The sequence below is a fragment of the Acidovorax carolinensis genome, assembly GCF_002157145.1.
GTDB classification, from domain to species: Bacteria; Pseudomonadota; Gammaproteobacteria; order Burkholderiales; family Burkholderiaceae_C; genus Acidovorax; species Acidovorax carolinensis.
In genome coordinates, this window is record NZ_CP021361.1 from 13,214 (window position 1) to 39,308 (window position 26,095).

At 66.2% G+C, this 26,095-nt stretch carries 23 protein-coding genes; 8 read left to right on the top strand and 15 right to left on the bottom strand.

Translation table 11 applies throughout. The annotated features are described in order from the left end of the window. The 6 genes from CBP34_RS00060 to CBP34_RS00085 all read left to right on the top strand — a co-directional run bounded on the left by CBP34_RS00060 (position 1) and on the right by CBP34_RS00085 (position 9,313). Entirely contained in the window at positions 1-1,038 is a 1,038-nt protein-coding gene (locus CBP34_RS00060) for an extracellular catalytic domain type 1 short-chain-length polyhydroxyalkanoate depolymerase (RefSeq protein WP_236748473.1), read from the top strand. Between the two features lie 100 nt (positions 1,039-1,138). Continuing rightward, positions 1,139-1,753 (top strand): 3'-5' exonuclease, encoded by a 615-nt coding sequence (locus CBP34_RS00065; protein WP_086910859.1) that lies wholly within the window; start codon positions 1,139-1,141, stop codon positions 1,751-1,753. 141 nt (positions 1,754-1,894) lie between these two features. Then, positions 1,895-2,476, top strand: a complete 582-nt coding sequence (locus CBP34_RS00070) for an NnrU family protein (RefSeq protein WP_086910860.1) — start codon at positions 1,895-1,897, stop codon at positions 2,474-2,476. 169 nt (positions 2,477-2,645) lie between these two features. Beyond that, positions 2,646-3,143, top strand: a complete 498-nt coding sequence (locus CBP34_RS00075) for a C40 family peptidase (protein ID WP_086910861.1) — start codon at positions 2,646-2,648, stop codon at positions 3,141-3,143. Positions 3,144-3,275: 132 nt separating this feature from the next. Further along, complete coding sequence (locus CBP34_RS00080; protein ID WP_086910862.1) at positions 3,276-4,382, top strand: 3-deoxy-7-phosphoheptulonate synthase; 1,107 nt, start codon at positions 3,276-3,278, stop codon at positions 4,380-4,382. A gap of 251 nt (positions 4,383-4,633) precedes the next feature. After that, positions 4,634-9,313, top strand: coding sequence for an EAL domain-containing protein (locus tag CBP34_RS00085; protein WP_157896409.1), 4,680 nt, complete (start codon positions 4,634-4,636; stop codon positions 9,311-9,313). 329 nt (positions 9,314-9,642) lie between these two features. Here CBP34_RS00085 and CBP34_RS00090 read toward each other — a convergent pair whose 3' ends face one another. Together CBP34_RS00090 and CBP34_RS00095 are read right to left on the bottom strand one after the other, a co-directional pair. Next, positions 9,643-10,044 carry a YkvA family protein gene (locus CBP34_RS00090; protein ID WP_086913836.1) on the bottom strand — a complete coding sequence of 134 codons (402 nt, stop codon included), beginning with the start codon at positions 10,042-10,044 and terminating at the stop codon, positions 9,643-9,645. A 445-nt stretch (positions 10,045-10,489) separates the two neighbouring features. After that, entirely contained in the window at positions 10,490-11,062 is a 573-nt protein-coding gene (locus CBP34_RS00095) for a Spy/CpxP family protein refolding chaperone (protein WP_086910863.1), read from the bottom strand. Between the two features lie 312 nt (positions 11,063-11,374). On the opposite strand from CBP34_RS00095, the gene CBP34_RS00100 reads away from it, so the two are divergent. Then, on the top strand, positions 11,375-12,442 hold the full coding sequence (locus CBP34_RS00100) for a recombination-associated protein RdgC (RefSeq protein WP_086913837.1): 1,068 nt from the start codon (positions 11,375-11,377) through the stop codon (positions 12,440-12,442). Between the two features lie 33 nt (positions 12,443-12,475). Here CBP34_RS00100 and CBP34_RS00105 read toward each other — a convergent pair whose 3' ends face one another. From CBP34_RS00105 to CBP34_RS00155, 11 genes are all read right to left on the bottom strand, one after another. Next, positions 12,476-13,204: a gamma-glutamylcyclotransferase gene (locus CBP34_RS00105; RefSeq protein WP_086910864.1), complete on the bottom strand. Its 729-nt coding sequence runs from the start codon at positions 13,202-13,204 to the stop codon at positions 12,476-12,478. A gap of 1 nt (position 13,205) precedes the next feature. Further along, a complete protein-coding gene (locus CBP34_RS20385; RefSeq protein ID WP_086910865.1) occupies positions 13,206-13,994 on the bottom strand; it encodes a pirin family protein in 789 nt (262 codons plus the stop codon). A gap of 303 nt (positions 13,995-14,297) precedes the next feature. Continuing rightward, positions 14,298-15,464 (bottom strand): acyl-CoA dehydrogenase family protein, encoded by a 1,167-nt coding sequence (locus CBP34_RS00115; RefSeq protein WP_086910866.1) that lies wholly within the window; start codon positions 15,462-15,464, stop codon positions 14,298-14,300. Positions 15,465-15,544: 80 nt separating this feature from the next. Then, positions 15,545-16,732: an acetyl-CoA C-acyltransferase family protein gene (locus CBP34_RS00120; protein WP_094096929.1), complete on the bottom strand. Its 1,188-nt coding sequence runs from the start codon at positions 16,730-16,732 to the stop codon at positions 15,545-15,547. 30 nt (positions 16,733-16,762) lie between these two features. Then, positions 16,763-17,551: an enoyl-CoA hydratase/isomerase family protein gene (locus CBP34_RS00125; protein ID WP_094096930.1), complete on the bottom strand. Its 789-nt coding sequence runs from the start codon at positions 17,549-17,551 to the stop codon at positions 16,763-16,765. A 68-nt stretch (positions 17,552-17,619) separates the two neighbouring features. Then, entirely contained in the window at positions 17,620-19,440 is a 1,821-nt protein-coding gene (locus CBP34_RS00130; RefSeq protein WP_094098980.1) for an AMP-dependent synthetase/ligase, read from the bottom strand. Between the two features lie 171 nt (positions 19,441-19,611). Further along, positions 19,612-20,445, bottom strand: a complete 834-nt coding sequence (locus tag CBP34_RS00135; RefSeq protein WP_086910869.1) for an ABC transporter ATP-binding protein — start codon at positions 20,443-20,445, stop codon at positions 19,612-19,614. A gap of 13 nt (positions 20,446-20,458) precedes the next feature. Next, on the bottom strand, positions 20,459-21,646 hold the full coding sequence (locus CBP34_RS00140; RefSeq protein ID WP_086910870.1) for an ABC transporter substrate-binding protein: 1,188 nt from the start codon (positions 21,644-21,646) through the stop codon (positions 20,459-20,461). Between the two features lie 51 nt (positions 21,647-21,697). Then, positions 21,698-22,735, bottom strand: a complete 1,038-nt coding sequence (locus tag CBP34_RS00145) for a branched-chain amino acid ABC transporter permease (protein WP_086910871.1) — start codon at positions 22,733-22,735, stop codon at positions 21,698-21,700. Next, positions 22,735-23,616, bottom strand: coding sequence for a branched-chain amino acid ABC transporter permease (locus CBP34_RS00150; protein WP_086910872.1), 882 nt, complete (start codon positions 23,614-23,616; stop codon positions 22,735-22,737). Before CBP34_RS00150 ends, CBP34_RS00145 begins: the two co-directional genes overlap by 1 nt. After that, complete coding sequence (locus tag CBP34_RS00155; RefSeq protein ID WP_094096931.1) at positions 23,613-24,470, bottom strand: ABC transporter ATP-binding protein; 858 nt, start codon at positions 24,468-24,470, stop codon at positions 23,613-23,615. Before CBP34_RS00155 ends, CBP34_RS00150 begins: the two co-directional genes overlap by 4 nt. 126 nt (positions 24,471-24,596) lie before the next feature. Between CBP34_RS00155 and CBP34_RS00160 the strand changes: the two genes are divergently transcribed. Then, entirely contained in the window at positions 24,597-25,334 is a 738-nt protein-coding gene (locus CBP34_RS00160; RefSeq protein WP_094096932.1) for a TetR/AcrR family transcriptional regulator, read from the top strand. Positions 25,335-25,405: 71 nt separating this feature from the next. Here the strand turns inward: CBP34_RS00160 and cueR are convergent, their stop codons facing one another. Both cueR and CBP34_RS00170 read right to left on the bottom strand, forming a co-directional pair. After that, on the bottom strand, positions 25,406-25,861 hold the full coding sequence (gene cueR, locus CBP34_RS00165; protein WP_094096933.1) for a Cu(I)-responsive transcriptional regulator: 456 nt from the start codon (positions 25,859-25,861) through the stop codon (positions 25,406-25,408). Then, a complete protein-coding gene (locus tag CBP34_RS00170) occupies positions 25,858-26,055 on the bottom strand; it encodes a heavy-metal-associated domain-containing protein (RefSeq protein WP_086926139.1) in 198 nt (65 codons plus the stop codon). The genes cueR and CBP34_RS00170 overlap by 4 nt, the downstream gene beginning before the upstream one ends. Positions 26,056-26,095 lie beyond the last annotated feature (40 nt).

The window sequence follows — 26,095 nt, forward strand, 5'->3', positions numbered from 1 at the left end:
GTGGTGATCGACCGCGCGGACAAGGGCCAACCCGGCGCAGGCCCAAGCCACAGCGAGCCACCCGCATCCGCAGCACCGAAAGCCACCACCGGCCGCCCGGCCGAGTTGCCCGGCAGCTTCGCGCGGGTGGCGTTTTCATACCCCGGGGCGCCGCAGGATCATTACTACCTGTATGTGCCCCCGGGTGCCAACGCCGGCACGCCCATGCCGCTGGTGCTGATGCTGCACGGCTGCACCCAGAACCCGCAGGACTTTGCCACCGGCACCGGCATGAACGCCGCCGCCGCACCGGCCAACGCCCTGGTGCTGTACCCCGCCCAGCCCGGCAGCGCAAACCCCAAGGGCTGCTGGAACTGGTTTCGCCCGACGGACCAGCAGCGCGGCGCGGGCGAGCCGGCCGTGCTGGTGGCGATGGTGCGCGAGGTGATGGCGCGCCACCCGGTGGACGCACACCGGGTGTACGTGGCGGGCCTGTCGGCCGGTGGTGCCATGGCTGCCGTGCTGGGCCGCGAGTACCCCGATATGTTTGCCGCCGTGGGCGTGCACTCGGGTCTGCAGGCGGGGGCCGCGCACAACGTGATGGGCGCGCTGTCGGCCATGAAGAACGGTGCCAAGCCCGACCCGGCAGCCCGTGCCGGCGCCCGCCAAAGCGCCGCATCAGCGCTGCTGCCACGGCCCATCATCGTGTTCCACGGCGATGCGGACGGCACCGTGCATGCCCGCAACGGGGAGCAACTGATCGACGCCGCGCTGGCCAGCGCCATCGGCGGCGCACGCAATGTGCAGCAAGAGGAACAGACCGGCCGGTCACCGGGGGGCAAAAGCTATACGCGCACGGTGTACTACCGCACGGCAGACAGCGCCGGCCCATCTAACCCTGGCAAAACGGCGGTGGCAGAGCACTGGGTGTTGCACGGCGGCAGACACGCCTGGGCCGGAGGCCATGCGGGCGGCAGCCACACCGATCCGGGCGGCGTCAACGCCACGCGGGAAATACTGCGCTTTTTCCTGGCGCACCCGCAGCAGGCCGGGCAATAAGCGGCAAAACCTGGCGCGCTCCGTCTGCGCCCCTGCGCAGCGGCACAATCGCGGGGCTCCCGTTGGGGACCCTCGTGTTTTCATTGCGCACCCACCCTCCATGCCCCCCATTGCCGTCATCGACTTTGAAACCACCGGCATCTCGCCCGGCCAGGGCGCGCGCGCCACCGAGGTGGCCATCGTGCTGCTGGAAGGCGGCGTGGTGGTGGACCGGTTCCAGAGCCTGATGAAAACCGGTGCCTGGATTCCACCCTTCATCACCCAGCTCACCGGCATCACCAATGCCATGGTGAACGCCGCGCCCGATGCGGCCGAGGTGATGGCGCAGGCCGCGCGCTTTGTCGGCAACGCGCCCATGGTGGCGCACAACGCCTCGTTCGACTGCAAGTTCTGGCAGGCCGAGCTGGCCCTGGCCGGGCAGCCCGCGCCGCAGCCCTTTGCCTGCACCGTGCTGCTGTCGCGCCGGCTGTATCCGCAGGCGCCCAGCCACAAGCTCGGCGTGCTGGTCGATTACCACGGTCTGCCGCGCACCGGCCAGGCCCACCGGGCGCTGGCCGACGCCGAAATGGCCGCCGCCCTGCTGGCGCGCATGCAGCACGACCTGCGCACGCAATGGCGCGTGGCCCAGCCCGACCACGCGCTGCTGATGGCGCTGCAGCGCTGCGCCAAACCCGCGGTGGGCAAGCTGCTGGCGCAGCACGCCGCCAGCGCGTGAAGCCTGCACACCTGCCTTACTCCTTTTTTTATAGCTTTTAGCGCTTGTCCATCAAGCGCTGCAGGCCTTTTTGGTTGCAAACGGCGGCGAGTCATTGCTCTTGCCCATAATCGCGCCATTTCCTCCACCGAAAGGCCGTCTATGTTGTATCTGGTTCTTGGATTGGTGCTGTTTCTGGGCGTGCACTCGGTGCGCATCGTGGCCGATGGCTGGCGCACGCAAACCATGGCGCGGCTGGGCGCGGGGGCCTGGAAAGGGCTGTATTCGCTGGCCTCGGCTGCGGGCCTGGTGCTGATCGTGTGGGGCTATGGCCTGGCGCGCCAGCAACCCGTGGTGCTGTGGCTGCCACCGGTGGGCATGCGCCATGCCGCAGCGTTGCTCACGCTGATCACCTTCATCCTGCTGGTTGCCGCCTATGTGCCGCGCAACGCCATCAAGGCCCGGCTGCACCACCCCATGGTGCTGGGCGTGAAGGTGTGGGCGCTGGCGCACCTCATCTCCAACGGCAACCTGGCCGACGTGGTGCTGTTTGGCGCATTCCTGCTGTGGGCCGTGCTGGACTTTCGGGCAGCGCGCCAGCGCGACCGCGCGCAGGCCACCGTGTATGCCTCCGGCACGGCTGCCGGCACCGTGGCAACCCTGGTGGTGGGCGCGGTGGCCTGGGCCGCGTTTGCCTTCTGGGCCCATGCGATGCTGATCGGCGTGGCGCCCCTGGGCCGCTGACCCCACCCGCCACCCGCAGCGGCGGGCCCGCACCCGACGATCACGGCACTTCATAAACGATAGCTGCCCGCGCTGATGGGTTGTACGCCAGCAACTGTTTTTGCTGCAAATCCCTACGGCGCCATCGGGGTTCGGGCCTTGGCGCCGCCCTTCCGTTACCCTTCGGCCCATGCGCGCATTTCACCCTCTGGCCTGCGCAGCGGCCCTGCTGGTTCTGGGCGGCTGCAGCACCCCGCCGCCTTCTACCCCGTCACCGTCCGCCCCGTGGCGCGGCAGCACGGCACCGCAACTGTCGGACGAGCAGGCGCACGACATCGCCATCCACGCGCTGGGGCTGGTGGGCACGCCCTACCGCTATGGCGGCAACACGCCGGATTCGGGCTTCGACTGCAGCGGGCTGATCGGCTATGTCTATCGCCACCGCGTGGGCTCGGCACCGCCGCGCACGGTGGCGCAACTCAGCGGCTGGGGGCAGCAAATCGCCAATGGCGAACTGCGCAGCGGCGACATGGTGGTGTTTGGCACCGGCCGCACGCCATCGCATGCGGGCATTTATGTGGGCGAGGGGCGCTTTGTGCATGCGCCATCGTCGGGTGGCACGGTGCGACTGGACCACCTGCAATCGCGCTACTGGGCGCGGCAGAACGCGTCGTTTCGCAGGCTTTAACGCCCCCTTGAGTCGTCTTCGCTGCGGGGCCACCCTTGCCAGGCGTCACTCGCCAGGGCGGCGCCCGTTGCTGGTGGTGTGGGCGATGGCGAAATAAGTCGGTCTCCGGGCCGGGCGACAATCGGGCGCATCATGACCCACGCCCAACGCTCTGCCCACCCCGTTTCCACCCACGACACCACGCGCATTGACGACACGCGCATCAAGGCCGTGCGCCCGCTCATCACCCCCGCGCTGCTGCAGGAATGGCTGCCCACGCCCGACGCCGCGCAGGCGCTGGTGGAAACCAGCCGCGCCGCCATCTCGCGCGTGCTGCACGGGCAGGACGACCGGCTGGTCGTGGTGGTGGGGCCCTGCTCCATCCACGACCATGGCCAGGCCATGGAATATGCGCACGCACTCAAGGCCCAGGCCGATGCGCTCAGCCAAGACCTGCTCATCGTGATGCGCGTCTATTTTGAAAAACCTCGCACCACCGTGGGCTGGAAGGGCTACATCAACGACCCGCACATGGATGGCAGCTTTGCCATCAACGAAGGGCTGGAGCTGGCGCGCCAGCTGCTGCTGGCCGTGCTGGCCGTGGGCCTGCCGGTAGGCACCGAGTTCCTCGACCTGCTCAGCCCGCAGTTCATCAGCGACCTGGTGAGCTGGGGCGCGATTGGCGCGCGCACCACCGAGAGCCAGAGCCACCGCCAGCTCGCATCGGGCCTGTCGTGCCCCGTGGGCTTCAAGAACGGCACCGATGGCGGCGTGAAGGTGGCGAGCGACGCCATCCAGGCCGCGCAGGCTTCGCACGCCTTCATGGGCATGACCAAGATGGGCCAGGCCGCCATTTTTGAAACGCGCGGCAACCACGACTGCCACGTCATCCTGCGCGGCGGCAAGCAGCCCAACTACCAAAAGGCCGATGTGGATGCCACCTGCGCCGTGCTCCAGGCCGCCGGCCTGCGCGAGCAGGTGATGATCGACGTGAGCCACGCCAACAGCAGCAAGCAGCACCAGCGCCAGATCACCGTGGCCGCCGAGGTGGCCCAGCAGATTGCTGGCGGCGACGCCCGCATCACCGGCCTGATGATCGAAAGCCACCTGCAGGAAGGCCGCCAGGACATCGTGCCCGGCCAGCCGCTGCAGCACGGGGTTTCGGTGACCGACGCCTGCATCAGCCTGGCGCAGACGGTGCCGGTGCTCGAAGGCCTGGCCGCCGCGGTGCGGGCCCGGCGCCAGAGACAGACCGCCTAGTGGATGCCCGGGCAGGGTGCCTGAACAGGGCACTGCGGTGTAGCATTAACATCCCATTGCAGAAACACCCCTTTGGGCATGCCGCACCAGCGCCTGGTGCCCGGCCGTAAAGCGAGCCTCTGCCCACCTCCCTGGCCTTTCATCGTTCAACCTGTTTCCCGTTCTTTGCGTTCTGGTCACTCCATGCAGGCAATGCCGATTTCGCTGTCCGCCTCACCGTGCCGCCTTGGTGGCCCATGGGGCTAGTGGGCATGCCGCCTGCGCAAAACGCCCCCCGGGAAGCCGCGCGCCTGCGTGCGTTGCAGTCATACGCCATCCTGGACACGCCCGCCGAAGAAGCGTTTGACCAGCTGGCTGTTCTGGCCGCACGCATCTGCAACACGCCGATGGCGGTGGTGAATTTTCTGGACAGCGAGCGCCAGTGGTTCAAGGCGGCTGTAGGCGTGCCCTTCAGGCAGACCGACCGGGCCATTGCGTTTTGCAACCATGCACTGAGCGGTAGCCGTGAACCCCTGGTGGTGGCCGATGCGCGCCAGCACCCGCTGTTTGCCAACAACCCGCTGGTGCTGGGCGAGCCGCATATCCGGCTGTATGCCTGCTATCCGCTGGTCACGCCCGAAGGCGCGGCGCTGGGCACGCTGGCGGTGCTGGACACGGTGCCCCACGCGCTGACCAATGATCAGCTGGAAGGCCTGAAGATTCTGGCCGACCAGGCGATGGTGCTGCTTGCGCTGCGCCGCCAGCAACGCCAGTGGTCGCAACTGATGCAGGAACGCGACCAGATGCATGCCGAACTGGTGCAAAAGAGCGAAACCCTGGGCGCGGCCGCCCGCACTGCACGCATCAACGAAGAGCGCTTTCACTTGGTGGCGCGCGCCACAGCCGATGCCGTGTGGGACTGGGACCTGTCTACCGATGCCATATGGTGGAACGAAGGCATGCAGCACCTGTTTGGCATTTCACCCGACGAGTTGCTGCCCGACAGCCGCTCGTGGACCCTGCGCCTGCATCCCGATGAAAGCGCCGACCTGCTGCACAGCATCCATGCTGCCATCGATGGCAACGCCAGCCACTGGTCGGCCGAATACCGCTTTCGCCGCCAGGACGACAGCTATGCCTGGGTGCTGGACCGCGGTTTCCTGATCCGCGATGGCGATGGCCGGGCGGTGCGCATGGTTGGCGGCATGACCGACATCAGCGCCCACAAGCTCGCCGAGATGGAAACGCGGCGCGATGCGCACAACCACGCCCAACTGCTGCAACTGCAGCAGCGCATGTCGTCCATGGACCTGCCGTTGCCCGAGGTGCTGGCCCTGGTGGCCCAAACGGTGCTGGAGCAGACCGGCGCGCGCGGTGCCATGGTGGATCTGCTCGAGGGCAGTCACCTGGTAACCCATGCATCCGCTGGCGACATGGTGCGCCCCCAGGGCTTGCGGCTGCCGGTGGAGCAAAGCCTGCTGTGGCCCGCGCTCTGCCAGGGGCGCACCGTGGCCTGCCATGACACCGAGCTCGAAGGCTGGGACCTGGCGTCCAAACCCCACTGGCGCGGCCTGCGCTCGGTGGCTGCAGCGCCCTTGCGGGCGGGCGATGCCGTGGTCGGATTGCTCATGCTCACCTCCGACCGGCCCCACGCCTTTTCGGCGCGCGACGTGGCCCACCTGGAGATCCTGACCGAGTCCCTGGGCACCATGGTGCAGCTGCGCCACGTGGCCAGCCAGCTGCACGCCTCCGAACTGCAATACCGCTTGCTGTTTGACGAGCACCCACACCCCATGTGGGTGTATGCACAGGACAGTTTGCGCCTGCTGGCGGTCAACCAGGCCATGGTGGCGCACTATGGCTACACCGAGGCCGAGCTGCTGCATCTGGAGCTGCCGGCGCTGTGCGCCCCCGAAGACCGCCCCGGACTCAAAGAGCGGCTGCAGGCCGTTTTTCAGTTGCCACGCGACAAGTTTGTGGTGCGCCGCCATGTCCGCAAGGACGGCAGGCTGATGCAGATGGAGATTTCCGCGGGCAACATCAGTTTCAACGGGGTGGCCGCCCGCCAGGTGCTGGCCATTGATGTCACCGAGCGGCTGCGCACCGAAGACGAGCTGCGCCGCATGGGCCGGGCGCAACGCCTGCTCAGCGCCTGCAATGAGGCGCTGGTGCGCGCCACGTCCGAGGCCTCACTGCTAAAGGAAATCTGCCAGATTGCCGTGGACATTGGCGGCTACCGCTTGGGCTGGGTGGGCTTTGCGCTGAACGACGAAGCCCAAACCATTGAATCCGTGGCACATGCGGGCTACAACGACCGGTATCTCGAAGAACTGCAGCTGAGCTGGTCCGAAGACAGCCCCTACGGCCACGGGCCCGCCGGGGTGGCGGTGCGCAGCGGCGCACCCGTGATCGTGCAGGACATCCGCACCGACGGCATCTTTGCCGACTGGACCGAGCGCATGCTGGAGCACGGCTTTCATGGCGTGATCTGCCTGCCCCTGCGCGAACGCGAGCACAGCTTTGGTCTGCTGTACCTGTATGCCCCCGAGATCCTGCACATCAGCGCCGAAGAGGCCACGCTACTGCAGCAACTGGCCAACGACCTGGCCTTCGGCATCATGAGCCTGCGCGCCCGGATGGAACAACAGCGCCTGCAGGCCGCGGTGCTCAAGATGGCGGCCGCCGTGTCGGCCAGCACGGGCACAGAGTTCTTTGTGCAGCTGGCCAAGAACATGGCCGAGGCCCTGGGTGCACAGGTGGGCTGCGTGGGCCGCCTGCTGCCACCGCAGCAAGGGCAGGCGCCGCGCGCGGTGACACTGGCGGCGGTGCTGGATGGCACAAAACTGCCCACCAGCGAATACGCGCTGGCCGGCACACCCAGCCTGCTGCTGCTCAGCCAGCAACAGGTGGTGGTGCAGGACAACGTGGCGCAGCAGTATCCCGAAGCGCCCATATTGCGCCAGATCGCGGCGCAAGGCTATGCCGGGCAACAGCTGTGCAACGCCGATGGCGAAGTGGTGGGCATGATCTTCGTGGTGTTCCGCGAGCCGCTTACCAACACCGACTTCGTCACCTCGACCCTGCGCATCTTTGCCAGCCGCGCCTCGGCCGAGATCGACCGGCAGATGTCGGACAAGCGTATCCGCCACCAGGCCTCGCTGCTCGACAAGGCCCAGGACGCCATCATCGTGCGCGATCTCGAGCACCGCATCATCTACTGGAACAAGAGTGCCGAGCGGCTGTATGGCTGGTCGCAACTGCAGGCGCTGGGCCAGTCCATCGAGACCCTGCTGTACGACGACCCCACGCAGTTTCGCCGCGCCACCCGGGCCACCCTGGAACATGGCGAGTGGACCGGCGAAATCGTGCAGCGGCACCGCGACGGCAGCCCCATCGATGTGGAAGGGCGCTGGACACTGGTGAAAGACGATGCCGGCGAGGGCCATTCGGTGCTGGCCATCAACACCGACATCCGTGCGCGCAAGGCCACCGAGCGCGAGATCCAGCGCCTGGCGTTCTACGACGCGCTCACCGGCCTGCCCAACCGCATGCTGCTGATGGACCGCATGGGCCAGGCGCTGGCCAGCGCCCAACGGCGCCAGCAGGGCGGAGCGCTGCTGTTCATCGACCTGGACAACTTCAAGACCCTCAACGACACCCTGGGCCACGACCAGGGCGATCTGTTGCTGCAGCTGGTGGCGCAGCGCCTGAACAGCTGCGTGCGCAGCGTGGACACCGTGGCGCGCCTGGGTGGCGACGAGTTCGTGGTGATGCTGGAAGAGCTCAGCCAGAACCCCGAAGAACTGGCCCGGGATGCCCTGGGCGTGGGCGAAAAAATCCTGGCCATGCTGGCCGTGCCCTATGCGCTCAAGGGCTACCAGTACCGCAGCACCCCCAGCATCGGCATCGCGCCGTTTGAGGGCGACCAGACCAGCGTGGGCGAACTGCTCAAGCAGGCCGACCTGGCCATGTACCAGGCCAAGACCGCCGGGCGCAACACCCTGCGCTTCTTCAGCCCCGAAATGCAGGCCGTGGTGACCGCCCGCGCCGCACTCGAGGAAGACCTGCGCTCGGCCCTGGTGCAGGACGAATTCCTGCTGCACTACCAGCCGCAGGTCAACCAGACGGGCCAGTGCGTGGGGGTGGAGGCGCTGGTGCGCTGGGCCCACCCGCAGCGCGGCATGGTGTCGCCCGCACAGTTCATTCCCCTGGCCGAAGAAACCGGGCTGATATTGCCACTGGGCCGCTGGGTGCTGCACCACGCGTGCACATTGCTGGCGCGCTGGCAGGACGAGCCGCAGCTGGCGCACCTGACCATGGCCGTCAACGTGAGCTCGCGCCAGTTTCGCCATGCCAGTTTTGTGGACGATGTGGCCCGGGTACTGGCCATCACCGGCGCACCGTCGGGGAAACTCAAGCTGGAGCTGACCGAAAGCCTGCTGGTGGAAGACATGGAAACCACCATCGCCACCATGGCAGCATTGCGCTCGTATGGCGTGGGCTTTTCGCTGGACGACTTCGGCACCGGATACTCGAGCCTGAGCTACCTCAAACGCATGCCGCTCGATCAGCTCAAGATCGACCAGAGCTTTGTGCGCGACCTGCTCACCGACCCCAACGACGCCGCGATTGTGGACACCATCATTGCCCTGTCGCGCAGCCTGGGCCTGGAAGTCATCGCCGAGGGCGTCGAAACCCCCGAGCAACGCGATCTGCTGGCCCGCGCGGGCTGCCACCTCTACCAGGGCTACCTGTTCAGCCGCCCCTGCCCACGGACCTCCTGGAGGCCTTCCTGCGCCCCGATATGCCCTGAGGCAGATTCACTCCCCGGTTTTTCCCACCCACCGCAGCCTGGCCTGCGGTTTTTTTTGCCCTTTTTTTTCCGCCCAGCGTTTTGCCATGACACCGGGACATGGGCTGAAAACGGCGACGGGTTGTTCTGCTGTTATTGATTAAAGGTTTCTATAAATACATAGTCGTAGTAGTAGAGGGCGGCTTTCTCTGTGGACAACTGCCTTTTGCCTTGCCACGACAGCCACTTGCGCTGCGCCCAACCCTGTGGACGCAGCCCGGCTGCCGCTGTCTGCCACCCGGGGATAAAACCGGACCAGCGCCCACTTCTGTGGATAACTGCCCGGTTGTGCCAGATCTATCCCCCGTTTTGTGCACATGGACGGGGGTTCGGGCAGGTTTGGATAGAAATCAGGTGGTAGCGCCTGTGTAGTAAGCGCCATGAGCTATTTATTCAATAGCAAACAGGACCAGGGATCCCCAGCAGGCGCTATGCAGCCAGCCAGGGCCGGACCCACCAGTGCCACAGCGCCAGGCCGGCGCCGATCCAGCAGGCCACGATCAGCACGACGCCGATGCGGCTGACGGGCTTGCCGCCCTCGGTCTTGATCCACTGGTCGGCCTGTTCGCGGCATTCCTGCAGCACGGGCGCCGGAATCAGCCGGATCACCAGCCAGATCAGCCCTGGCAGCAGCAACACGTCGTCCAGGTAGCCCAGCACGGGGATGAAGTCCGGAATCAGGTCGATGGGACTGAGGGCGTAAGCCACGACAAAAACACCCAGCGCCTTGGCATACCAGGGCGCCTGTGGGTGCCGCGCGGCAAACCACAGCGTGACGCCGTCGCGCTTGATGCTTTTGGCCCAGGTTTTAAGGCGATTCGCAAGGTGCACAGGTTTCTCCGCTGGGCGGGGCAGGCCGCGCTCGATTTTTTTCACAGGGGCCCCAACTGCCGATTGCTTGGCGGCCCCAGTGCGCGATTTTGCTGGTTCAGGGGCATTCGAGCGGGGCGCAAAGGAAGTTTGGGTTGTTCTTCTATGGTTCTATATATAAATAGTAGTAGTAGTAGTAGAGGGCGCCATTTTTTGTGGACAAGGTCTTTTTCCCCAATGCTGGCGCGCAGTTGCGTTGCCTGAAAGTATGTGTGGCGAGGCCCTTGAACTTTGCGGCCGGCAGATAACAACTTTCGGGTTTCTGCTTTGTCTGTGGATAACTGCCCGGTTGTGCCAGTAATGCCCCCAGCGTTATCCACAAGCGCAAAAAAACCCGGCACCTTGGTAGGTGCCGGGCTTGGGGGGTGAGAAAGCAGGTCAGGGCATGGCGCCCCTGCCTGGGGCTTTAACGGGCGGGGCCACCCATGCCGCCCATGGGCATGTCGCCACCGCGCATGCCGCCGTGGTGGCCATGTTCGCCATGGCCATGGCCCCAGTCACCGCGGTGACCGCCCTTGCCGCGCATTGGCTGGGCCTGGGCGTCGAAGGTCTTTTGCTGCTCTGGTGTCAGGGCGGCGTAGAAGGTCTTGGTGGCTTCACCGCGGCGGTCGGCTTCGGCTGCGTGCTGGGCGCGCTGGGCGCGCATGCGGTCGATGCGTTCCGGGGTGGTGAGCTTTTCCATTTCGCTGCGGTCCATCGTGCGGTCCAGGCGGGCGGGGCGCTCGCCGGGTTGCATGGCGGCGGTGAACGCGGTCCAGGCGGGCTCCTGCGCCGGCGTCAGTTTCAGTTGCGCCTTGAGGGCGTCGATGCGTTGGGCCATGTGGGCCTGGCGGCGCTCCTGCCGGTCGCCCGGCTTGCGGGCCTGCTCGGCCGAGGCGCCTGCGGCGGGCGGCGCAGAAGGGGCTGGCTGGGCCAGCACGGGCAGAGCGAAGGCGGCCATCATGGCGGCGGCGGCGATACGGCGTTGGAAGAAAGACATGGTGTGGGTCCTTTTCAAGGGGTTGGTCCGCTGGTACGACCGTTCCAGCGGTTGAGGGTCAGTGTGCGCGGCCCGTGTAACCCGCCCGTGTGGGATTGATGCGCCTGTGTAAAGTTGCAACAAGAAGTCCGGTGCCTGGTCGGAATGCATTCCGCATAAAAATGGCATGAAGCGCTTTTAGGTAAAGTGCTAACAGCTATCAAAAACAGAGTGAAAGCGGGCGTTGGACCCGCAAGGGGGCCAGCCGACCCCCGACAATGTCGGCTGTACTCCGCAATGGCTGGAAATGGCCAGAAGAAACAAAGGTTGTCCGTGTTCAAGAACATGATCGTGTACCGCATTGCGCCGCAATGGCAGGTGGAATTGACGCAGGTGGAAGAGGCCCTGGCCAAGGCGCCCTTCCTGGAATGTGGTGCCACGCAGGAAAAGTCGCTCGGCTGGGTGCCGCCGCGCGGTGATGCGCATGGCCCGCTGGCCGAGTCGGTGGGCGGGCAGTGGATCCTGCGCTTCATGGTCGAATCCAAGGTGCTGCCCGGCAGCGTGCTGGCCCGCCGCGTCAAGGAAAAAGCCGAACGCATCGAGCAGGAAACCGGCCGCAAGCCTGGCAAGAAGGAAAGCCGGGAGCTGAAAGACGAGGCCAAGCTGGACTTGCTGCCCATGGCCTTCACCAAGCAGGGCTCGATGTGGGTGTGGATTGACACCGCATCGCGCCTGCTGGTGCTCGACACCTCAGCCCAAGGCCGCGCCGATGAGGTGGTGACGCTGTTGGTCGAATCGCTGCCGGGCCTGTCGGTCTCGCTCATCAACACCCAGACCAGCCCGCAGGCCGCAATGTCGCACTGGCTGAGCACGCAAGAGGCGCCCGTGGGTTTCACGGTAGACCGCGAATGCGAGCTCAAAAGCGCCGACGAGGCCAAGGCCGTGGTGCGTTATGCCCGCCACCCGCTCGACATTGAAGAAGTGCAGGCGCACATTGCCGCCGGCAAGCTGCCCACCAAGCTGGCAATGACCTGGGACGACCGCGTGAGCTTCATGCTGACCGAAGGCCTGCAGATCAAGAAGGTGTCGTTTCTGGACACGGTGTTTGAAGGCACCAAGGCCGACGACGGCGGTTTTGACACCGATGTGGCCATTGCCACGGGCGAGCTGGTCAAGCTGATTCCCGACCTGATCGAGGCGTTGGGCGGCGAGGCCGAAAGTGGCGTGGCCAGTGCCGCGCAGGCGATCGCCGGCGGCGCGGCACCCGCAGCGGCACCGGTGCCACGGTCCGCACCATCGCCCGCGCCCTCCGCGCCCGCGCGCAAAAGTGCGGGCGGCGGCATGGTCACCGGCCCGAAGGAGGTGCCGGTGGATACCGACCCGGAGTCCGCGCCGTTCTGACAGCCGGATTCAGCCGGCCGGCGACCGGGTTCTTCAGCACGAGGCTGCCTCGACCATGCCCGCCAGCGCGTGCACATAGTCGTCCGCGATGCCCAGCACACCGAATTGCGCCACCAGCTGATCGAGGTATTCGCGGTTGCTGCCGATGCGGCCGCAGGCACGCGCAATGATGGCGGCGGTGGCTTGCATCGACAAATCGCCGCAGTGGTGCGGGTGGGCGGTGTTGGCGGTCAGCACCACCGCCTGCACCGTGCCTTGCGGGGTGTGCAGCGGCAGTAGTACGGGGCAGTAGCTGCCATGGATCATTTCCCGGCGCCACAGCAGGCGCGATTCGGTTTCGACCAGGGCAGCAGGTATGCGAAACGCCAGGCCCTGGCACTGGCTGGCATCACTTTGCAGCGTGAGCACCAGGCCGGGGCAATCGGGCGTGCCACGGCCTATGGTGGTGCTCAGCGCAAAGCGGCGCGCAAACCCCGACAGGCTGGCCCTGCGCACCTCGTCAAAATGAAAACCGGGGTTCCAGACCAGCGAGCCATAGGCAAACACCCACAGGTCCTCGTGCGCTGCCAGCCCGGCCAGCACCTCGCGGCGCGAGCGTTCCACATCGCAGTCTGGCAGGCGCCAATGGGCGGGCAGGCCCTGGCAGCGGGCCTGTGCGTCCCACTCGGCCAGCACCTCGTCGGTCAGGCGCAGGCCCGAGGCGTGAACAGGCGTCAGGTGGCCTTCCAGTTCGGGGAGGTGGACGAAGGGGTTGCGGGTCATGTCACGGCGCCGCCTGTTTCTTTTGCGCCAGATCGAACACCAGCACCTCGGCCTGCTCGCCGCCGCTGAGGGTCAGCCCGGTTTCTGCTGCCAGCAGGGCACCATCGCCACCGGCCAGTGGCACGCCGTTGACCTTGAGTGTGCCCCGGGCCAGGTGCACATAGGCCAGTCGCTCGGGGTCGAGCGCCAGCGTGGCGGCCTCCCCGGCGCCATCGAACAGGCCGGCCCAGATGGAAGCATCGGCGTTCATGCTGACCGAGCCCTCCAGCCCCTTGCGCGACGCAATGTGCACCAGCCGGCCGCGGCGGTCGGCCGCCGGAAAACGCTTCTGCGCGTAGCTGGGGCGGATGCCGGTGAACAGCGGCTTGATCCAGATCTGCAGGAAATGCGTGTCCTGATCTTGCAGTGCATTGAACTCGCTGTGCTGCACGCCCCAGCCCGCGCTCATGCGCTGCACATCGCCGGGCCGCAGGATGCCGCTGGCTTGCGCGTCGCCCCTCTCAGTCTGCACGTCAGCGGCTGCCATGCCGGCAGGCTGCTCTTTGTGCGGCGGCAAATCGTCCCGGTGGGCCAGCGCGCCATCGAGCACATAGCTCACGATCTCCATGTCACGGTGCCCGTGCGTGCCAAAGCCTTTGCCGGGCGCCATGGTGTCTTCGTTGAGCACCAGCAGATTGCCATGGCCCTGGTGGCGCAGGTCAAAGTAGGCGCCAAACGAAAAGCTGTGCGCGCTGTGCAGCCAGCCCGTGGAGGAGCGTCCCCGCTCGGAGGATGGTCGGACTGTGATCATGGATGTGGCGCACGCAGGCGCGTGGGTGGGGCAGCCTTGTTCGCCGACGCGGACCTGGCCCAGGCGCAGGGCTTTGACCAACGCCTCGGCGTGCGGGCGTGGTCGCGAGGTCTTTGGCGCAGTGATTCAACCATGGACTGAACTCTATATGGCTATTAACCATTGATAAACAGGCGATGGATGAACTCACTGTTCTGGTGGTGCCATCAATGTGCCCGACGGGTCGGCGCCGCCAACGGGTTTTTTTAGCGGCTTGCCAGCATCCACCGCAGCGGGTTTGTCGGGTGCCAGTTGCCCAGCGCCTCAGCGCCCCAGCAGCGACCGCGCCACCAGCTCCTTCATGATTTCCGACGTGCCGCCGTAGATGCGCAGCACGCGCGCGTCGGTCCAGAAGCGCGAAATCGGGTATTCGGCCATGTAGCCGTAGCCGCCAAACAGTTGCAGGCAGGCGTCGGCCACGCGGCTGAACAGCTCGGTGGTGTGCAGCTTGAGCGCGCTCACCGCCTCGGGCGTGAGCTGGCCTTGCTGGTAGGCGGCCACGCTGGCATTCAGGAAGGCCTCGGCGGCGGCGATGTCGCTGGCGCATTGGGCCAGCGTGAAGCGCGTGTTCTGGAACTGGCCGATGGGCTGGCCGAAGGCCTGGCGCTCCTGCACGTATTTCAGCGTGGCATCGAGTGCGCCCTTGGCGCCGTGCACCGCCTGCACCCCGATGATGAGGCGCTCGCGCGGCAGCTCACGCATCATCTGCACGAAGCCCTGGCCTTCGATGCCGCCGAGCAGTGCGTCGGCCGGCACGCGCATGTCGTTGAAGAACAGCTCGGAGGTGTCGCCCGCGTGCTGGCCGATCTTCTCCAGGTTCTGGCCGCGCGTGAAGCCGGGCGTGGCCGCATCCACCAGGAACAGGCTCACGCCCTTGGCGCCCAGGGCTGGGTCGGTCTTGGCGGCGAGCACCAGCAGGTCGCAGTTCTGGCCGTTGCTGATGAAAATCTTGCTGCCGTTGATGACGTAGTGGTCGCCGTCCTTGCGCGCCGTGGTGCGCAGGGCCTTGAGGTCGCTGCCCGCGCCGGGCTCGGTCATGCCGATGGCGGCAATGGCCTCGCCGCTGGCCATGCGCGGCAGCCAGTACTGGCGCTGCGCCTCGGTGCCGCAGTGCAGCAGGTAGGGCGGAATGATGTCGTTGTGCACCTGCAGCCCGCCGACGAAGCCGCCGTAGCCCCGGCGCGAGAGCACCTCGACCACGGCGAACGAGAAGGGCACGCTGGCCCCCGGGCCACCGTAGGCATCGGGCACATCGGCGCAGAGGTAGCCGTTCTCACCCATCTTGCGCAGCAAGTCGCGCGGCACGCGGCCGACTTTTTCCCAGGTGCGGTAGTGGGGTTCGATCTCGGCGTCGCAGAAGCGCTCGAGCGATTCGGTGAAGAGCTGCAGTTCGGCCTGATCTTCGGCGCTGATGAAATGATTGGGCAGCATGGTGGTAATATTGCTATATAAATAAGAGCTACCAGCGCTTGATACACAAGCGCTGGAGGTCAAAAACACTCAAATATTGATCACACCCGCTCGTAGATGGCCGCAATGCCTTGGCCGCCGCCGATGCACATGGTCACCAGCGCATAGCGCCCGCCGGTGCGGTGCAGTTCGGCAATCGCCTTGGTGGTGATGATGGCGCCGGTGGCGCCCACGGGGTGGCCAAGCGAGATGCCCGAGCCGTGGGGGTTGACCTTGGCTGGGTCCAGGCCCAGCTCCTGCACCACGGCGCAGGCCTGGGCGGCGAAGGCCTCGTTGGCCTCGATCACGTCCATGTCCTGCACCTTCAGGCCCGTGCGTTGCAGCACCTTCTGCGTGGCGGGCACGGGGCCGATGCCCATGTAGGCCGGGTCCACGCCCGCGTGCGCGTAGCCCACCAGGCGGGCCAGGGGCTTGACGTTCAGGGCCTGCAGGCGGTCGCCCGCCACCAGCACCACGGCGCTGGCGCCGTCGTTGATGCCCGAGGCGTTGCCGGCCGTGACGGTACCGCCTTCCTTCCTGAACGCGGGCTTCATGCCGGCGAGCACCTCGAGCGTGGTGGCGGAGCGCACATGCTCGTCTTCCTGGAACAGCACGGTGCCCTTGCGCGTGGCGATTTCGACGGGGACGATCTGGTCCTTGAAGTACCCGGCGGCGATGGCGGCGGCGGCGCGGCGCTGGCTCTCCAGCGCGAGCTGGTCCTGCATCTCGCGCGAGATCTTGTAGCGCTCGGCCACGTTTTCGGCGGTGATGCCCATGTGCATCTTCTGCCAGGGGTCGTGCAGGATGCCGAGCATGTAGTCGATGCTCTTGGCGTCGCCCATGCGCGCGCCGTAGCGCGCGGCGGTGTCGAAATAGGGGCCGCGGCTCATGCTCTCGGAGCCGCCGCCCACGGCCACGTCGCAGTCGCCGTAGCCGATGGCCTGCGCGGCGCTGATGATGGCCTGCAGGCCCGAGCCGCACAGGCGGTTGACGTTGAACGCGGGGGTCTCGATGGGGCAGCCCGCATCGATGGCGGCCACGCGGGAGAGGTAGGCGTCCTTGGTGTCGGTGGGGATCACGTTGCCTATGACCACATGGCCCACGGCGTCGGGCGCCAGGCCGCTGCGCGCGATGGCGGCCTTGACGGCAGTGGTAGCGAGCTGGGTGTTGGGCACGTCCTTCAGGCTGCCGCCGAAGGTGCCGATGGCGGTGCGGGCGGTGCTGACGACGAAGACGTCACGGTGGGTCATGGGGAAGGCTCCAAAAAGAAAGAAAAAGATTCAACGGCCCTGGAAAACCGCAGGGCGCTTGGCGTGGAAGGCTTCGATACCCTCGGGCAGGTCGGCGCTGCGCGCACATGCCACGAAGGCCTCGGCCTCGGCGGCCAGTTGCGCGGGCAGGTCGTGGTCGAAGGCGTTGCGCATCAGGCGGCGCATGTGACCGTAGGCCAGGGTGGGGCCGCCAGCCAGGCGCTGGGCCAGCTCTTGCACGGCGGCATCGAATTCGGCTGCGGGCACGACGCGGTTGACCAGGCCCAGGCGTTCGGCCTCCAGGGCGCTGTAGGTGTCGCCGAGCATGGCAATTTCGAGCGCGCGGCGCAGGCCCACCAGGCGCGGCAGTGCCCACGAGGCACCCACATCGCAGCTGGTGCCGAGGTTGATGTAGGCCAGGTTGAAGCGCGTGCCCTCGGCGGCCAACACGAAGTCGGCCTGCAGCATCAGCGAGAGGCCCGCGCCGGCGGCCACGCCGTGTACCTGGGCGATGACGGGGGCATTGAGTTGCGCCAGCAGTGCCACGGCCTCGTTGAGCGGCGTGAGCAAATCTTTGGCGCCCTGCGCCGGGTCGGCGCGCAGGGTGGCCAGGTCGCCCCCGGCCATGAATCCCTTGCCCGCGCCGCACAGCACCACGCAGCGCACGCTGTTGTCCTTCGCAATGGAGCGCACGGCGGCCAGCAGGGCCGTGGCCATGGGCACGTCGATGGCGTTGAGCGCGCCGGGGCGGTTGAAGCGCAGCGTGGCGATGGCGCCGTTGCGCTCCAGCAGCAGGGGAGGGGGCGTGGTGGCAGTCATATTTACTCCTGAAACAAGAGCTGCCGGCGCTTGCTGGACAAGCGCTGGAGCCCTGAAAACCTTCAAATTCAGCGGTACAGCGCCTCGATCTCGGCGGCGTAGGTCTTGTAGATGCTGGAGCGCCGCACCTTCATGGTGGCGGTGACTTCGCCGTCGTCGTGGTCCAGCTCTTTGGTCAGCATATGGAACTTGCGGATCTGGGCCACCTGCGCCAGCCTGGCGTTGCCGGTGGCGATCTCGGCGTCGATGAGTGCGCGCACCTCGGGGGTTTCCACCAGCGAGCGGAAATGCGTGAATGGAATGCGCTGTGCCTCGGCCCATTTGCCCACGGTCTCGTAGTCGAGCATGACCAGCGCGCCGACGAACTTGCGCCCTTCGGCCACGATGACGCACTCCTTGATGTAGGGGCTGGCCTTCATCGTGTTCTCGATCTCGGACGGCGTGAGGTTCTTGCCGCCGGCCGTGATCATGATGTCCTTGAGGCGGTCCACGATCTTGATCTGGCCGTCTTGCAGGCGCACCACGTCGCCGGTGTGCAGCCAGCCGTCCACGATGCTTTGCGCCGTGGCCTCGGGGTTTTTGTAGTAGCCCGCAAACACCATCTCGCCCTTGATCTGGAACTCGCCGCCCACGGCGTCGTCACCGCTTTTGGCGATGCGCCATTCCACGCCATGCGTGGGCACGCCCACGGTGCCCACCACCACATCGTGGAGCTTGTGGCCGGTGACCATGCCGGTCGATTCGGTCAGGCCATACACCTCGACGAGTGGCACGCCGAGCACGCGGAAGAAGCGCACCACGTCCGGCGGAATGGGCGCCGCGCCCGTGAGTGCCACTTTCGCCTCGCGCAGGCCGATGAAGTTCTGCAGCGCGCGGAACACCAGCCAGTAGCTGGCGGTGTAGGTGAACATGTCGCCAATGCTCCAGCGCGCACGGGGCTTTTCGGCCAGCGGCTGGCAGGCGGCGTACGCCTTGCGGAACAACGCGCGGCGCAGGCGGCCGGTTTCCTGCAGCTTGATGTTGATGGCCGCGTGCATCTTTTCCCAGATGCGTGGCACGCCCAGGAACATGGTGGGCGCGATCTCGCGCAGGTCTTCCTGCACGGTGCGGATGGATTCGCCGAAGTTGACCTGCGAACCCACGTACAGCGGCACGAAGGTGGTGAGCATCTGCTCGGCCACGTGGCACAGCGGCAGATACGACAGGTGGGTGGTCTCGTGCGAGAGCTGGAGCCGGTCCACGATGCCCGGCACCACGCCGCGGATGTTGCGGTACGAGACCATCGCGCCCTTGGGCTTGCCCGTCGAGCCCGAGGTGTAGATCATGAGGCCGATGTCGTCCAGCTTCTGGCGGGCCAGCGTGGCCTCCACGTCCTGCAGCCTGCCGCTGCGCTGCCCGAGTTGCTCCACCTCGTCGAAGGGGACGATGAGGCCGCGCACCTCGGGCGCGAAACTGCGCAGGCCCTTGGTTTCCATGACCACGATCTTCTTCAGGCGCGGCAATTCCGCCAGTGTTTCGAGCACCTTGTCGGTCTGCTCCTGGTCCTCGCAGACGATGATCTCGATGTCGGCATGACCCACCACGTAGGCCACTTCCGAAGAAGGGCTGGTGGGATACACGCCCACGGTCACGGCGCCCACCAGGCCCGCGCCCATCTGCGTGAGCACCCACTCGATGCGGTTCTCGGAAATCACGCCGACATGGCCGCCATCGGGCAGGCCCAGGGCGCGCAGGCCCAGGCCGAAGTGGCAGGCACGCTCGAAATACTGCGCCCAGGTGAAGGGCTTCCAGATGCCGAAGTCTTTTTGCCGGATGGCGACGCGCGCCGCATCCGTGCGCGCGCGTTCGCGCAGCATCTGGGGCAGGGTGAGTTCGGGGAGGTTCAACATGTCAGTGATCCATTGCGCATCGCGCACCCGCAGCCGTCAAACTGGCGCGGAAAAAGCCAGGGCCGCCGTGCAAGGGCCGCCCCGCCGCACGGGCGGCGTCCCTCTTCCCGCATCGCGCAGCGAGGCGAGAGAAGGGGGAAGGCGCGAAGCGCCACAGGGGGTTGTTCGCGCTCATGACAGCCAACGCTTGCGGCGTTTGTAGTGCTTGATGTCTTTGAAGCTCTTCGCTTCGCCGCCACCGCCCATGCCGAGGTAGAACTCGCGCACGTCGGGGTCGCTCGCCAGGCGCTCGGCCGTGCCGTCGATGACGATCTTGCCGTTCTCCATGATGTAGCCGCGGTGCGCCACGGCCAGGGCCACGGTGGCGTTCTGCTCCACCAGCAGCATGGAGGTAGCTCGTTCGGCGTTGATGCGCGCGATGATGGTGAAGATGTCTTCGACCAGCTTGGGACTCAGGCCGAGCGAAGGTTCGTCGAGCAGGATGAGCTGGGGCTGGGCGATGAGCGCGCGGCCGATGGCCAGCATCTGCTGCTCGCCGCCCGACAGATACCCGGCCAGGCCCTTGCGGCGCTCGTGCAGGCGCGGGAAGTAGCTGTAGACGAGGTCAAAGTCGGGTTTGGGCGCACCCTGCTCTGTGGGCTTGCGCCCGGTGAGCGCGTAGGTGGCAGCGACCAGGTTTTCCTCGACCGTGAGGTCTTCAAACACCCGGCGCCCTTCCATCACATGCGACAGGCCCTGGCGCACCAGCTGCTGCGGCGCCAGCGCGGCCGTGCTCTGGCCGTTGAAGAGGATGCTGCCGCTTTCCAGCGCGCCATCCTCCAGCGCGAGCAGGCCCGACACCGCCTTGAGCGTGGTGGACTTGCCCGCGCCGTTGCTGCCCAGCAGCGCCACGATCTGGCCGCGCGGCACGGCCAGCGACAGGCCGCGCAGGGCCTGCACGACCTTGTTGTAGATGACCTCGATGTTGTTGACTTCGAGGACGTGGTCCGTGGCGTTCTGGGTCATGGCAAAGGCAGGGTCAGAGCTTGATCCAGTCGGAGGCGGCCACCATTTTTTGTGCCTTCATGTCCGCGCGGTACACGCGGCCCACGGGGATGGAGTTGCCGCTGATGGTGATGGGCACGCCGATCAGACCACCGGTATCGAAGTCCTTGATGGAGTTAAGCGCGGCCTTGAGGTTGGCACCGTTCAGGGGCTTGTTGGCATCGAGGCAGCGCTTGGCCGATTCGAGGAACAGCATGGCGGCCAGGAAGCCCTGGATGTAGGCCGTGCTCTGGTATTCCGGCCGCATGGCGCGGATTTTTTCCAGCATGGGGGCTTTTTCGGTGTCGTAGTAGTAGCGGAAGGGCATCACGCCCATGAAGCCGTCGCCGTCCGGGCCCATCTTCATGACGGTGGAGCTGTCCATGGTCCAGAAGGTGCCCATCCACTTGCTGGCCATGCCCTGCTGCTTGCCCTGGGTGATGAACTCGGGGATGGGCGCGAGGATGTAGCCGTGGAAGATGGTGTAGTCGGGCGCGGCGCGGCGCAGCTTGATGACCTCGCCCGAGACGTCCACGCTGCCGGCGGGCGTCATGATCTTGACGGGCACCGACAGGCCCAGCTTCTTGGCTTCGGCCTCGCTTTTCTCGATGGGGTCGCGGCCGAACTCGGAGTCGGAGTAGACGAAGGCCACCTTGGCGCCGGGCTTTTCCTTGGCGATGTGTTTCAGCAGGATGCTGAACATCTCGGTGTAGTCGGGGCCGACCAGGAACTGGTGGGGGTACTTCTTGGGGTCGTTCAGTTCGGAGGCGAACGAGGCACCGGCCATCAAAATGCTGCCGTTGCGGTCCAGCTCGGGGTTGATGGTCTTGGCAAAGCCCGTGGAGTCGCCGTAGTAGACGTTGACCTTGTTCTGGCTGGTGATCTTCTTGAACGCGGCCACGGACACATCAACCTTGTAGCCGGTGTCTTCGGGCACGTACTTGACCTTGCGGCCCTTGATGCCGCCGGCGTCGTTGACGATCTTCACGTAGTCCTGGATGCCGGCGTTGATGCCCACACCCGCGAAGGCGAACACACCCGTCATGGGGATGGAGCCGCCGATGACGATGTCTTCTGCGCCCTGCGCGAGCACGGACAGCGGGTGCATGAGCGAGGCAGCGCCTGCGGCGGCGGCGCCCAGCATCAGGCTGCGGCGCTGGGGGGAAATGCGTTGGTGGTCCATGCTTGTCTCCTTAGGTTGGTTGTGTGGTGGCATGAAAACGATGGCGTGGCTTCAGTTGCGGAAGGGCCACAGGTGGAAGAAGCGGCGGATGCGCCGCCACACTTCGGCCAGGCCGTGCGGCTCGAACACCAGAAAACCGATGATCAGCAGGCCGAAGATGATGGTGCGCACAGGCGAGAGGAACACCGTGTATTCGGTGCTGTTGGGCAGCAGGTCGAACACCAGCTTGAGCAACTCGGGCACCATGGTCATGAACACCGCGCCCAGGATGCCGCCGAGGATGCTGCCCATGCCGCCGACGATGATGGCGGCGAGGAAGAAGATGGACATGAGCAGCGGAAAGCTCTCGGGCGTGACCACGCGGAAGAAGTAGGCCCACAGGCCCCCGGCCACGCCGGCATAGAACGACGACAGGCCGAACGACAGCAGCTTGTAGCGCAGCAGCGGAATGCCCAGCACCTCGGCCGAGATGTCGCGGTCGCGGATGGCGATGAAGGCGCGGCCGATGCGCGTGCGGAACAGGTTGGCCGCGCCCAGCAGCATGAGAATGGTGACTGGCACGATCAGCCAGTAGAGGCGAAATGAGGTGTCGAGCGGCATACCGAACAGGCTGGCCGGGGGCACGCTCAGGCCGCCCGTGCCGCCGGTGAACTTCCAGTTGGCAAACAGGAAGTGCGCGATGAACGAAGCCGCGATGGTGGCGATGGCCAGGTACAGGCCCTTCACGCGCAACGAGGGCACGCCCACGATGATGCCGCCGAGCATGGCCACGAAGCCGCCTGCCAGGATGTTGAGCAGGAAGGGCGAACCCATCTTGGACTGCAGGATGGCCACAGTGTAGGCACCCAAGCCCATGAAGGCGGCCTGACCCAGGCTGACCAGCCCGGTGTAGCCCGTGAGGATGTTGAGCCCCGTGGCGCTGGCCACATTGATGCTGACCAGGCAGGCGAGGTAGAGCCAGTATTCGCTGGCCATGAAGGGGAACAACACCAGCAGCGCGGCGGCCACGGCCAGCCACGCCTTTTGCGTGCGCGAGTCGAACAGCGCCGCGTCGGCGATGTAGGTTTCCTTGAGGGTTCCGATGCGCATCAGAGTCTCTCTATCTCGTGGGTGCCGAACAAACCGTAGGGGCGGACCATGAGGATGCCGACCAGCACGATGAAGGTGGCGAGCAGCTTGTATTCGCCGCCAAGGTAGGCGCCGGCCAGGGCCTCGACCAGGCCGATGCAGAGGCCGCCGATGAGCGCGCCCAGCACGCTGTCGAGCCCGCCGACGATCACCACCACCAGCACCGACAGGCCGAACACGCCCATGCTCGACGAGATGCCGCCGATCGAGCCGACGATGATCCCGGAGATGGCCGCCAGCATGGCGGAGGCCACCCAGGCCAGCGAAAACACGCGCGGCACGTTGATGCCGACCGAATACGCGGCGGCCTGGTCCGACGCCGTGGCGCGCAGCGCCACGCCGCCGCGCCAGAAGCGGAACACCAGCAGCACAGCGGCGATGAAAATCACCGCGATCACGGCGCCCCAGAACACCTTGGGCGCGAGGAAGGCATCACCCACCATGATGGGCTGCGTGGGCATGAAGTCGGGCAGGCGGCGCTGGTCGGCGCTCCAGATCATCTCGACCAGGCCCACCAGCACAGAGGCCAGGCCCACGGTGACCATGAACACCGAGATGGGTGGCTCGCCCAGCAGCGGGCGGATCATGGTGCGCTCGATCACTGCGCCCAGCAGCCCGGTGCCGAGCACGGCGGCCGGAATGGCTAGCCACAGCGGCAGCGCCATCATGGAGGAAAAGGTGAAGAACAGGTAGGCGCCGACCATGAGCATTTCGCCGATGGCGATGTTGACCACGCGCGTGGCCTTGTAGACCATCACGAAGGCCAGAGCTGCCAGCGCGTAGAGGCCGCCGCTGGCAATGCCGGTGAGGCTGATTTCAAAGAGGTAGGCCCAATCCATCATGCGGCTCCCTGTGCACTAGTGGCCCCGGCCTGCAGCTTGCGGCGCAGGTCGCCCACGTCGCCCGAGCCGAGGTAGGCGCGGTTGACTTCGGGGTCGGCCTGCACCACGGCGGGCGTGCCCTGGGCGATGACCTGGCCGAAGTTGAGCACCACCACATGGTCGGACAGGTCCATCACCATGCCCATGTCGTGCTCCACCATGAGCACCGTCACGCCCCATTCGGCGCGCACATCCAGGATGAAGCGCGCCATGTCTTCCGTCTCCTCGCGGTTCATGCCGGCCACGGGCTCGTCGAGCATCAAAATTTGTGGCTGCATGGCCAGGGCGCGCGCCATCTCCACGCGCTTTTGCAGGCCGTAGGGCAGGGCTGCAACGCTGGCGTGGCGGATATGGTCGATCTCCAGAAAATCGATGATGCGCTCCTCGATGTCGCGGCGCAGTTCGGCCTCTTCGCGGCGCGCGCGGCCCAGGTAGAACAGGGCGTCGAACACATTGGTCTGGAGGTGCGCGTGGCGGCCGAGCTTGATGTTGTCGAGCACCGTCATGCCGCGAAACAGCGCGATGTTCTGAAAGCTCCGGCCCAGGCCCATGCGGGCGCGCTGCGGCGCGGGGATGCGCGTGATGTCCTGGCCCTTGAAGCGGATGCTGCCCTGCGCAGGCCGGTAAAAGCCCGAGATGGTGTTGAACAGCGAGGTCTTGCCGGCGCCGTTGGGCCCGATCACGGCAGTGATGGAGCCCGGCTGCACGCCAAAGCCCACGCCGGACAGCGCCTTCACGCCGCCAAAGGCAAGCGTCAGGCCATCGACCTGCAGCAGGGGGGCGGCAGCAGGGCCGCGGGGTTGGTTTGTCTCCATCGGGCTCTTATGCGGGTTTGTTCGAACCTGTGAATGCTTACTTTTACGTAAACTGTTTACTCGCGAGTAGATTTTGGGTATTCCACCCTCTCCGGGCATCGGTAGTTTCCCGATGCGATATGCACCATGAACCAAAGAACGGTTGCCAAGATCCCGAAGGCCTCCAAGAAGACGGCACCCGCCGTGGCATCGCCCTGGGCCGTTGCCCCTGATCGCGAGCAGCAGCGCGAGGCCAAGCGCAACGCCGTGTTGCACGCAGCCGCGCAGTTGTTCAACGAGCGCGGCTTTCACGCCACCTCGCTCGACGACATTGCCGCGCGCCTGAGTGTGACCAAGCCCACGCTGTACTACTACGTGAAGAACAAGGACGAGATCCTGCTGCAGTGCGTGAGCCAGGGGCTGCAGATGACGCTCGAAGGTATCGAGGCCTCGCGCCAGGCCGGTGGCAATGCGGTGGACCAGTTGCGCGCCTGCATGCAGGTGTATGCCGACATCGTCATGCAGCCCTTTGGCATGTGCCTGATCCGCGTGGGGGACGAAGAGGTTCCCGAGCCCAGCCGCACGGAACTGCGCCGCATGAAGTCTGAGATCGACCAGGCTTTCAGGCGCCTGGTGGCCCAAGGGGTGCAGGAGGGCTCGCTGGCGCCCTGTGACCCGAAGATGAGCGCCTTCATGATCGCGGGCGCCCTGAGCTGGATTGGCCGCTGGTACCAGCCGGGCGGCGAATACACGCCCGAGCAGGTGGCGCAGCAGTGCATTGCCACGCTGTGCGATGGGGTGTTGCGGCGGTCCGAGCTGCCGAAGGCCGCACCCGTCAAGCGCCGGGCCGCTCCTGCCGCGGCGCGCAAGGCATCAAAAAAGTGAGCTGTTGGCGCTTGTCTGTATTGGGTTAGAGGCGGTTTTTCCTGAAAATTTGCGTGGATAAGCGCAAAACGCTATCGGCGCAGTGATGTTTTTGGGAGTGCACCGGGTGATTGGGGCGCTGCAGCCAGATCATCCAGGATGGGGCAATCCGGGCGGTCGTTGCCCTGACAGCAGGACACCAGTGTCTGCAGCGTGCGCTGCATGGCCTGCATGGCGGCGATGCGTTCGCCCAGGTCGTCAATGTGTGCCTGGGCGATGCGTTTGACATTGCCGCTGGCCCGGCTCTTGTCTTGCCACAGCCCGAGCAATTCACGGATTTCTTCCATCGAAAAACCCAGGGTGCGCGCACGGCCCACGAAGCGCAATGCGTGCACGTCGGCCTCGGTGTACTGGCGGTAGCCGCTGTCGGCGCGGCCCACGGGGGGCAGCAGGCCGAGCGATTCGTAGTGGCGCACCATGCGCGCCGACACCCCGGCGCGGCGCGCGGCCTCGCCGATGGGCACCGGCCAGCCCGTGGTGGGGGTCATGCGGCGACCTGGTAGCCTTCTTCGGCAATGGCGGCGGCCAGGGCCTCGCGGGGCTGGGTGCTGTCGATATCGACGCGGTTGTGCGCGCGGTCGATGCGCACGGTGGCGGCGGGGTCGATCTGCTGCACGGCCTGGGTGACGGCGCGCTCGCAGTGGCCGCAGGTCATGCCCTGGACTTGAAGGGTGTATTGCATGCAATTTCTCCGGTTAAAAAGTGATGACATGGAAATCATG

What these genes read in the sequence shown, in the direction of transcription:
- CBP34_RS00065 (WP_086910859.1), top strand. Translation starts at nt 1,139, where the DNA reads ATGCCCCCCATTGCCGTCATCGACTTTGAAACCACCGGCATCTCGCCC.
- CBP34_RS00070 (WP_086910860.1), top strand. Translation starts at nt 1,895, where the DNA reads ATGTTGTATCTGGTTCTTGGATTGGTGCTGTTTCTGGGCGTGCACTCG.
- CBP34_RS00075 (WP_086910861.1), top strand. Translation starts at nt 2,646, where the DNA reads ATGCGCGCATTTCACCCTCTGGCCTGCGCAGCGGCCCTGCTGGTTCTG.
- CBP34_RS00080 (WP_086910862.1), top strand. Translation starts at nt 3,276, where the DNA reads ATGACCCACGCCCAACGCTCTGCCCACCCCGTTTCCACCCACGACACC.
- CBP34_RS00085 (WP_157896409.1), top strand. Translation starts at nt 4,634, where the DNA reads ATGCCGCCTGCGCAAAACGCCCCCCGGGAAGCCGCGCGCCTGCGTGCG.
- CBP34_RS00095 (WP_086910863.1), bottom strand. Translation starts at nt 11,062, where the DNA reads ATGTCTTTCTTCCAACGCCGTATCGCCGCCGCCGCCATGATGGCCGCC.
- CBP34_RS00105 (WP_086910864.1), bottom strand. Translation starts at nt 13,204, where the DNA reads ATGACCCGCAACCCCTTCGTCCACCTCCCCGAACTGGAAGGCCACCTG.
- CBP34_RS20385 (WP_086910865.1), bottom strand. Translation starts at nt 13,994, where the DNA reads ATGATCACAGTCCGACCATCCTCCGAGCGGGGACGCTCCTCCACGGGC.
- CBP34_RS00115 (WP_086910866.1), bottom strand. Translation starts at nt 15,464, where the DNA reads ATGCTGCCCAATCATTTCATCAGCGCCGAAGATCAGGCCGAACTGCAG.
- CBP34_RS00120 (WP_094096929.1), bottom strand. Translation starts at nt 16,732, where the DNA reads ATGACCCACCGTGACGTCTTCGTCGTCAGCACCGCCCGCACCGCCATC.
- CBP34_RS00125 (WP_094096930.1), bottom strand. Translation starts at nt 17,551, where the DNA reads ATGACTGCCACCACGCCCCCTCCCCTGCTGCTGGAGCGCAACGGCGCC.
- CBP34_RS00130 (WP_094098980.1), bottom strand. Translation starts at nt 19,440, where the DNA reads ATGTTGAACCTCCCCGAACTCACCCTGCCCCAGATGCTGCGCGAACGC.
- CBP34_RS00135 (WP_086910869.1), bottom strand. Translation starts at nt 20,445, where the DNA reads ATGACCCAGAACGCCACGGACCACGTCCTCGAAGTCAACAACATCGAG.
- CBP34_RS00140 (WP_086910870.1), bottom strand. Translation starts at nt 21,646, where the DNA reads ATGGACCACCAACGCATTTCCCCCCAGCGCCGCAGCCTGATGCTGGGC.
- CBP34_RS00145 (WP_086910871.1), bottom strand. Translation starts at nt 22,735, where the DNA reads ATGCGCATCGGAACCCTCAAGGAAACCTACATCGCCGACGCGGCGCTG.
- CBP34_RS00150 (WP_086910872.1), bottom strand. Translation starts at nt 23,616, where the DNA reads ATGATGGATTGGGCCTACCTCTTTGAAATCAGCCTCACCGGCATTGCC.
- CBP34_RS00155 (WP_094096931.1), bottom strand. Translation starts at nt 24,470, where the DNA reads ATGGAGACAAACCAACCCCGCGGCCCTGCTGCCGCCCCCCTGCTGCAG.
- CBP34_RS00160 (WP_094096932.1), top strand. Translation starts at nt 24,597, where the DNA reads ATGAACCAAAGAACGGTTGCCAAGATCCCGAAGGCCTCCAAGAAGACG.
- cueR (WP_094096933.1), bottom strand. Translation starts at nt 25,861, where the DNA reads ATGACCCCCACCACGGGCTGGCCGGTGCCCATCGGCGAGGCCGCGCGC.
- CBP34_RS00170 (WP_086926139.1), bottom strand. Translation starts at nt 26,055, where the DNA reads ATGCAATACACCCTTCAAGTCCAGGGCATGACCTGCGGCCACTGCGAG.